An 8,672-nucleotide genomic window follows, 5' to 3' on the forward strand; every position below is an offset into this window, starting at 1 on the left:
GCTTTGTTTGGGGCTGGTAAGCCGGAAACAAAGGGCTGATTTCAGCAGCAGACAGGGCGTATTATGAAAGCCCCCGTCCCTCGTCCTCCGCCCCCGGCCTATGGGACAAAAAGTCCCAAAGCTCTGGACACCGTGACCAGATGTGTGGCCACACTCCGGGAAAAGTAGCAGGACGGCAGGAAACCGTCAAGGCTGAAATGAATGGGCTGACGCCCGGCCTTGACCGTTCCCCGCCGCCCCGCTGGATGGGTGGACAAGGTGGCCAATCCCTAAAAGTGTTTGGCCGCACTCGTTCATTTTGGGGCCTTTCTTCTCCCAAAATTGAAATGGGCGGGAAAGCCCTAAAATGGCTTTCCCGCCTTGATTACCCATTAGCAAAGACGGGCGAGACTGTCAACGGCGGCGCTGAAAGCGCCGTTCATCTTGACCGTTGACTGGCTCGCCTGGCTTTGCTACTGCCCGTAAGAGATGGAAAAACAAGATGGAAAACAAGGTTAAAAATGGTTGACAAGTCTATCGGATGTGTGTTATACTGTGCGACAGTTTGAGATTGGAAGGAGGCTTACGTGTGTTAATTTGTGTACGCTAATAAGCAATAAAAAGTAGAAGTACCTTTCCACATGATGGTGGGCTTTTTTTGCGTGCGTATGCAAAGGAACACGTAGGTTTGACACGAGCAGTCTTTGAACTGTATCGTGGTGTTTTTTCGTGCTTTGTTGTTATGCAGGCGTCTGCCCTCTCTGTGGGACAACGCCTGCTTTTTATTGCAGAAACAAAGGAACAATGCAATAAAAAAGGAGGTTCGCATTATGACCCAAAACAACAATTCATGGAGAAAAACTTATTTTACACTTCTTGCCGGACAAGCAATATCCTTTATTAGCAGCGGTATTTTGCAAATGGCCATTATCTTTTATTTGGTTGCGAAAACTAATTCTGCAATCATATTGACGGCGGCAACACTGATTGGATTTTTGCCGCAAGCCTGTTTAGGCCCGTTTGCAGGTGCTTTTGTTGACCGGCACAGCCGTAAAAGCGTAATGATTGGTGCGGATTTGATAATTGCCGCCGCTGGCGGTATTCTGGCGCTGGTGGCGTTTTACATGGAATTGCCCGTATGGTCTATTATGGTTGTCCTGTTAATCCGAAGTGCGGGAACTGCTTTTCATTCTCCAGCATTCAGCGCAGCAACACCTATGATTGTGCCAAAAGAGGAACTTACAAAATGCGCTGGTTACACGCAGACCATGCAAGCAGTAAGTGCGATTATCAGTCCAGCTGCCGCAGCGTTTTTATATGCTGTTTGGCCTCTTAATGCAATTATATTGTTAGATATTGTGGGTGCAATCCTTGCCTGTGTGACTGTTGCGATTTCGTCCATACCAACGCCTGAACTATGTCCAGAAACGAAAAGACAACAGTTTTTACAGGATATGAAAGAGGGGTATGTGGTATTAAAGCAAAACAGGGGCCTCTTTGCTCTGCTCTGGATTGGTGTAATTTATATGTTCTTTTATATGCCAATCAGTACGCTTTTTCCTCTCATCTGTATGTCATACTTCAAAGGAACACCGGCCCATGCCTCTGCCGCTGAAATTGCTTTTGCGGTTGGTATGCTGCTTGGCGGAGTCATTCTGAGCATTTGGGGCGGTTTTAAGAAACGGCGGTACACCATCGGTCTTTCCGTTCTCCTGATGGGCGTTAGCAATATGCTCTCCGGGCTTTTGCCGCCAGACGCATTTCTTGTCTTTGTTGTGTGCTGTACTGTTATGGGAATTTCCGCTCCATTTTACGGTGTGCAAAATGCGATTTTTCAAGAAACGGTCAAACCAGAATATCTGGGGAGAGTTTTTTCTCTACTGACAAGCGCCGCTTCCCTCGCCATGCCGTTTGGCCTTGTCATTTCCGGGCCTCTGGCGGAGCGGCTGGGAGTTGAGAAATGGTTTGTCATTTGCGGAATTGGCATTATCATCGTTGCGCTTGCCGTATTTTTACTACCCGGTTTGAGAGAGATTGACAATACGCAATATATTGGATAAAATGTCCGATTTGTAACGGAAAGACGAGAGTTCAAGTATTTCATAATACTGTATTAAAAGATTTTCCTCTTTTCTGCCCTAAATGCAAATTGACGCATATCATTGATGTAGAAAAATTAGAGATTGTAATCAAAAATACAGAAAAACAAACTTTTATTATTTAGAAGAAAGGATATAAAAATGAAACGTTTACCTAAATATACGCCTGCGGAAGTACGGAATGATCCATACGGATTTACTTACAAAGAAATGTCGGAAGTTATTGGCGAGAATGAAGCAAAAGCCTTATATGAAGAATTATATAAGCAATTACCACGCAAAAAAAATCTATCAATGTTGGTAAAAAATATTTGCAAAAGCAGTGATACTGAAAAGTATGTTTACGAACTGAAAGACAACAAATACATTGAAACGGTTTTTATCAAGCGGCGAGATGGTGGAACTGTTTGCGTGAGCACACAAGTCGGTTGTCCTGTTGGTTGTATTTTTTGTGAGTCCGGGCGAAATGGCTTTGTTCGTAATCTAACATCGTCAGAAATCGTACAACAGATTATATTGTTGCGTCGAAAAGTAAACCGTATCGTTTTTATGGGTATGGGAGAGCCTTTATTCAATTATGACAACTTGATAAAAGCAATCCATATTCTCCGAGATAGATATGGGCTCAACTTTCCAACCGACGGCATTACCATATCAACAGTTGGTCCGGTCGATCAATTAAAAAAATTGCGCGAGGAACATCTTAAAATTCAGTTGACAATATCTTTACACGCAGCAACACAATCTGCAAGAAATCGTATTATTCCTCACATGCGCATATATGCTATTGAAGATGTTGTTAAGCAAGCCTTATCCTATTCTGAAAGGCATAATCGCAAAATTGTCTTTGCGTATTTGCTTTTACCGGGTATAAATGACCGGCCCTCAGATGTAAGACAACTTGCAAAATGGTTTCGGGGCAAAAAAGTTATGATTAACGTGTTACAATACAACCCAACAAGCAATTCAAGAATTAAAGCACCACAGAAACGGGAAATAGTTGCATTCAAACATCAATTAGAGCAAGCAGGACTTGAAGTTACTATGAGAGTTTCTCATGGCAGAGAGATTAACGCGGCTTGTGGACAGTTAGCTAACACATATAATAAATTCAAAAAAAATGATTAAAAGTGCCAGACGCATAGACGCAGAGCCGATAACGCATTAGGTCAAAAAACCTATGTGTTATCGGCTTTTTTATTTAATATTGCGCAAAAGCCGCTGTTCCCTATTATAGAATGGATTGCGGGTAGTGTATTAAAGTCGCCCTTTTTTAAGGATACGGCGGTATCGGGGAGGTATCGCCGTGTCCATTTTTATTTACTGTAACCCGCCTAATGCTTTGCGGTCAAAAAAAGCTATGCTCCGCAAGCGGGATATTCCGGCTATGAATGTGAACTGTCAATACATTTAGCTACTGCTTACATTTCCTTTGCGCCCGTCCGCGTCTTGCGGACGGGCGCATTTTGCTTTTTTCAACTTTTTTCTGAAAAGCGCACTCAAGAGCCATCTCCCGAACGGGTACGGAGCGAAAGGGGCAGAGAGGACAAGCCCTTAACTCCCGTCCTCTACTCCACGCGGGAAGGAGGTGAACTCTATGGAGCTATCTTCTTCCGACAAGGAAAGAATACAACATCAGTACGACGCATTAGCAAAGAAAACTTTGGTCGGCGAAGCGAAAAGCCACCGCCGCACTCTTGCGAAACGCGCAGCACGCGAAGTTACTTTTTCGGATTTGAGCGAAAGCGAACTCGCGCAGCTTTTCACAACGGACGAATACGAAAGCGATTATTTCCGTTTTCAAGTGTCCGGCTTTGATGTACTCGTCAAAAATGAACTGCTTGCCGAAGCCCTTAACGCTTTGCCCGAAAGGAAACGCGACATTATCCTTTTGTCCTACTTCTTGGATATGAGCGACGCGGAAATTGGCGAACTGCTGAATGTTGTACGCACGACGGTTTTCCGGCACAGGAAATCCGCGCTTGCGAAAATCAAACAGTATTTGGAGGGAAAAGCAGATGATGAATACCGTTAGGAAGTCTGAAAATCTGTTGCCGTTCCCTGTCATTTCCGCAGCGGCAAACGGCGACACAACCGCCATGTGCGCGATCTTGAAGCACTACGAGGGTTACATAGCGAAACTTTGTACCCGCACGCTGAAAGACGACGCGGGCAATACCTATTCCTATGTGGACGAGGAAATGCGTAACAGGCTGCAAGTGCGCCTTATTACCCGCACCCTTGCTTTTCATGTAGGATAATCTTTTAGCCCATGCGGGGAGCGTGTCCCCTTTCCACGCTTCCCGTTATGGGCTATTTGTCGTTCCGCAAAAGCATATCCGCTGTTGATGTGCTTTTGCAGGCCGACAAAGCCTATTGTTCTTTGACAAAGAAAGCGGCCTTTGGTGCGCAGCATAACAGGCAAACGGGTACATTCCGTCTGTACCGAGCCAGTCGGCGGGTACGCCATGACAGCTTTTCCCCATAGGGGAAAAGCCGAGCGAGAACTACCGCGCCGTAAAACAGGTTTAGCAGCTTGTGGGCGACGACATACAAGGCGGCACAATGATACTCCCGCGTTGAACACCCTCAAAGTATTGCGCGGCGCACCCATAAGCATGGGCCGGGGTGAAACTCCCGTGAGGTTGCAGCTAACAACCGCCCGTTTTTGCCTTTTGACGAATATAGTTTATCCATACAGGAAAAGGAGGTTTTTCTAATGGATAAAAAACAGACAATTACAACCGAACGCAAAATAGGGAAAATCACCTATCTTGTTCAAGCGTTGCCGAGTGAAAAGGCAACCGATACAATCCATAAAAAGATTGAGAAACTCATTGTAAAGGATTTGCAGAAAAAGCCCGGAAATCCGGGATTTTTAGCGTCCGAGTAGTGCATTAGGCGGCGGGATATGGTATAATGATAGCAACACATTATACCTGTTTATTCGGCTGTCGGAAAGGAGGACTAATGTTACAGTCGAATAAAATCACCGCCCTTTACTGCCGTTTAAGTCAAGAGGATATGCAAGCCGGAGAAAGCGGAAGCATACAGCACCAAAAAATGATACTTCAACGCTATGCGGACGAACACCATTTTTTGAACACAAAGTTTTTGTGGACGACGGATTTTCCGGCGTGAGTTTTGAGCGCGAGGGGCTGCAAGCGATGTTGCAGGAAGTGGAAGCCGGACGAGTGGCGACGGTCATTACCAAAGACCTTTCCCGTCTTGGCAGAAACTATCTGAAAACGGGCGAACTCATAGAGATTGTATTTCCCGAAAACGGAGTACGCTATATCGCGATCAACGACGGAGTTGACACAGCGCGGGAGGATAACGAGTTTACCCCCTTGCGGAACTGGTTTAACGAGTTTTACGCCCGCGACACAAGCAAGAAAATCCGCGCAGTTAAACAGGCACAGGCGCAAAAAGGCGAGCGCGTCAACGGGGAATATCCATACGGCTATATCCCAGACCCGAACAACCGCCACCACCTTATACCCGACCCGGAAACCGCGCCGATTGTCAAACAGGTTTTCGCTATGTTTGTTAGCGGCGTGCGTATGTGCGAAATCCAAAAATGGCTTGCGGAAAACAAAGTCTTGACGATTGGAGCGTTGCGCTATCAGCGTACAGGACAGGCGCGGTATCAGCGGGCAATGATCGCCCCCTATACTTGGCCGGACAAAACGCTCTATGACATATTAGCAAGGCAGGAATATTTAGGGCATACCATAACCGCGAAAACTCACAAGGTATCCTACAAGTCGAAAAAGACCCGGAAGAACGAAGAAGAACAACGCTATTTCTTCCCAAACACCCATGAGCCGCTTGTTGACGAGGAAACCTTTGAACTTGCGCAAAAGCGGATTGCTACCCGCCACCGCCCGACAAAAGCAGCGGAGATTGATATTTTTTCCGGCTTGCTGTTTTGCGCTGGTTGCAGACATAAGATGTATTACCAACAGGGCGTAAATATCGAGCCGCGCAAGTTTTCCTATTCTTGCGGCGCATGGCGCAACAGGGCAAGGACAGGCAGCGAGTGTACCTCTCATTATATCCGCAAAAACGTACTTCTTGATTTAGTGCTGGAAGATATGCGGCGGGTTTTGCGGTATGTTAAGGAACACGAACAGGACTTTATCTGTAAAGCTACCGAGTACGGCGACATGGAAGCGAGAAAGGCATTAGCGCAGCAGCAAAAGGAACTTTTCAAAGCACAGGCGCGTATGACCGAACTTGACACGCTTTTCCGCAAGCTGTATGAGGACAACGCATTAGGCAGACTGACAGATGAACGGTTTGTGTTTCTAACTTCCGGCTATGAGGACGAAAAGAAATCCCTTGCCGCAAGGATAGACGAGTTACAACAGCAGATCGCAACCGTTACCGAGCGAAAAAGGGATATATCAAGGTTTATTCAGATTGTCGGGAAATACAGCGACATACAGGAATTGACCTATGAAAACGTCCATGAGTTTATCGACCGTATTTTGATACATGAATTAGACCGGGAAACCAACACCCGGAAAATCGAAATCCATTATAGCTTTGTCGGACAGGTTGATACCGAGCAGGAGCCGACGCAAGTTGTCAACCATGACCGCCGCAACATGGTAGATGTAAAAAGTATCGCTATCTAACCCCAGCAAATGGTAGTCCAGGTTTTTTCTTTCTCCAGAAAGCGTTCAGAATGAACGAGTAGCCGGTATCGCAGATACCGTTCAAAGGGGATTGGGGATGCTTCTCCAACAAGCAAATTTGCGAAGATTGCACCGGAGGGAAAATCGAGAAAATAAGTGAACCTGTACAGGTTTACACTGCTTGCCAATTTGTGAGACTTCAAAAAACTCTTTCTCCTGCTCAATTTAGGCCAAATATGCCGTTGCATTCAAAAAATACAAAAATAACTTTGAAGTAGAAAATAAAAATGTAGTTATAACTCACTTCTGCATTGAATTTGTCGAAGAAAATGATATAATTTAGATAGAGTTACCTCGCAGACGGGAAGTTTGTATGAAAGGATTGGTGAAGTGATGGCTGTCAGCTATAAAAGACTTTGGAAATTGTTGATTGATCGAGATATGAAGAAAAAGGATTTGGCTGAGAAAGCAAATCTCAGCAATTATACAATCAACAAAATGAATCGTGGAGATAATGTGACTACGGACACACTTGTGAAAATTTGCACCGTCCTCGGTTGTACATTTGACGATATTATGGAAATGGTTCCAGACGAAAAATGATGTCCGTTTTATGGGACAGCGCTCTTGATATACTGCATACTGAGAGAACATAGGGAGAATTGGGAATGGAGCTAATTAACAATACAACAAAAACACTTCGAGATGATTTGGCTGCTGAGATCAAGCAAGGAAGTAAACTTTCTATCGCAGCGGCTTGTTTCTCAATTTACGCTTTTCAAGAATTAAAGAAAGAACTTCAGGGCATAGATGAGCTGAGATTTATTTTCACGTCGCCCACCTTTACAACAGAAAAGACGAAAAAGGAAAGACGAGAGTTTTACATCCCTCGTCTCAATAGAGAGCGCAGTTTATATGGAACAGAGTTTGAAGTTAAACTTAGAAATGAACTGACGCAGAAAGCTATTGCAAAAGAATGTGCGGAATGGATTCGTCAGAAAGTTACTTTCAAGTCGAATGTAACTAACGAAAACATGATGGGCTTTATCAATCTGGACGATAAAAACTATATGCCTATCATTGGCTTCACTACGGTAGATTTGGGTTGTGAGCGTGGTAATAATGCCTATAACATGGTTCAGAAAACCGGAACCCCATTTGCTACAGCATACATTGCGAGTGTGAAATGAGAGAAAACTATGAATAAGAAAACCTATAAAACCATTGCAATCATTGCATTGGTAGTATCCATAATTGGATTAGTGTCTTTTGTTGGGGGTATCAAGCCTGTCAACATTGGTGCGTTTGTTTTCCCTCTGTTAGTTAGTGGTATTTTCTTTTGGCTTTACAAAAAGAAGTAAGCCAATTCCAATTAGTTGAGGTGTTATCGTGTATAGAGAATTGATTGAAAAATTGATAGAAGGACATAGTTGGGCGAAGTTACAAGCTCCTTGCTCCGAAAAGGATATTACAAAGGCAGAAAAATTTGTAGGTTTTTCATTTCCAGAAGAATTGAAAGCCTTGTTGCGAGAAACAAATGGAGACCGTAATTTTCTGCTTTCAGCAGAAGAAATCATCAGTAACACAAAGAACAACAGAGAGATTTTTCCCGAATTTCTTGAAGCAGAAGAATATGAAGAAAAGGTAAATCGGTTTGTTTTCTTTGCAACAAATGGTTGTGGTGATTATTACTGCTATCGTGTTCTTGCGAACGGAGAAACAGACGCATCGGCAATCTACATTTGGGAACACGAACTGTTTGAAATTCGTGAGGTTGCAAAAGACATTGCTGAATTGATAACCAAGTATTATAACAACGAAGTATAATAGATAAATTCGTAACAGTTAAACAAATCGGAATTGAACAAAATCGCTGCGCGATGGCCTGCCGAGGCTGTGGCGCAGCTTTCTTTTCTCAATAATAAAATAGGCAATGGCAATTCTTACCATC

At 44.2% G+C, this 8,672-nt stretch carries 10 protein-coding genes and 1 pseudogene; all 11 read left to right on the forward strand.

Annotated elements, in window-relative coordinates; genetic code table 11:
- Positions 1–809 precede the first annotated feature (809 nt).
- Positions 810–2,039: an MFS transporter gene (locus tag ACTNC6_RS12345; RefSeq protein WP_441044228.1), complete on the forward strand. Its 1,230-nt coding sequence runs from the start codon at positions 810–812 to the stop codon at positions 2,037–2,039.
- An 8-nt stretch (positions 2,040–2,047) separates the two neighbouring features.
- Positions 2,048–2,203 carry a cysteine-rich KTR domain-containing protein gene (locus tag ACTNC6_RS12350; RefSeq protein WP_441044232.1) on the forward strand — a complete coding sequence of 52 codons (156 nt, stop codon included), beginning with the start codon at positions 2,048–2,050 and terminating at the stop codon, positions 2,201–2,203.
- A gap of 16 nt (positions 2,204–2,219) precedes the next feature.
- On the forward strand, positions 2,220–3,206 hold the full coding sequence (gene rlmN, locus ACTNC6_RS12355) for a 23S rRNA (adenine(2503)-C(2))-methyltransferase RlmN (RefSeq protein ID WP_006774449.1): 987 nt from the start codon (positions 2,220–2,222) through the stop codon (positions 3,204–3,206).
- 469 nt (positions 3,207–3,675) lie between these two features.
- Positions 3,676–4,113 carry a sigma-70 family RNA polymerase sigma factor gene (locus tag ACTNC6_RS12360; protein ID WP_002604474.1) on the forward strand — a complete coding sequence of 146 codons (438 nt, stop codon included), beginning with the start codon at positions 3,676–3,678 and terminating at the stop codon, positions 4,111–4,113.
- Entirely contained in the window at positions 4,097–4,339 is a 243-nt protein-coding gene (locus ACTNC6_RS12365; RefSeq protein ID WP_002604473.1) for a helix-turn-helix domain-containing protein, read from the forward strand. Before ACTNC6_RS12360 ends, ACTNC6_RS12365 begins: the two co-directional genes overlap by 17 nt.
- 458 nt (positions 4,340–4,797) lie before the next feature.
- Complete coding sequence (locus ACTNC6_RS12370) at positions 4,798–4,971, forward strand: transposon-encoded TnpW family protein (RefSeq protein ID WP_002604472.1); 174 nt, start codon at positions 4,798–4,800, stop codon at positions 4,969–4,971.
- A 77-nt stretch (positions 4,972–5,048) separates the two neighbouring features.
- Positions 5,049–6,721, forward strand: a pseudogene (locus tag ACTNC6_RS12375) (recombinase family protein).
- A gap of 393 nt (positions 6,722–7,114) precedes the next feature.
- Positions 7,115–7,324 carry a helix-turn-helix domain-containing protein gene (locus ACTNC6_RS12380; RefSeq protein ID WP_164811748.1) on the forward strand — a complete coding sequence of 70 codons (210 nt, stop codon included), beginning with the start codon at positions 7,115–7,117 and terminating at the stop codon, positions 7,322–7,324.
- Between the two features lie 65 nt (positions 7,325–7,389).
- Complete coding sequence (locus ACTNC6_RS12385; RefSeq protein WP_331674170.1) at positions 7,390–7,911, forward strand: hypothetical protein; 522 nt, start codon at positions 7,390–7,392, stop codon at positions 7,909–7,911.
- Between the two features lie 9 nt (positions 7,912–7,920).
- A complete protein-coding gene (locus ACTNC6_RS12390; RefSeq protein ID WP_320855157.1) occupies positions 7,921–8,082 on the forward strand; it encodes a hypothetical protein in 162 nt (53 codons plus the stop codon).
- Positions 8,083–8,110: 28 nt separating this feature from the next.
- Entirely contained in the window at positions 8,111–8,548 is a 438-nt protein-coding gene (locus ACTNC6_RS12395; protein WP_164811722.1) for an SMI1/KNR4 family protein, read from the forward strand.
- The last annotated feature ends 124 nt before the right edge of the window (positions 8,549–8,672 follow it).

The sequence above is a fragment of the Blautia sp. HCP3S3_C4 genome (assembly GCF_052064095.1).
Lineage (GTDB): Bacteria > Bacillota > Clostridia > Lachnospirales > Lachnospiraceae > Blautia_A.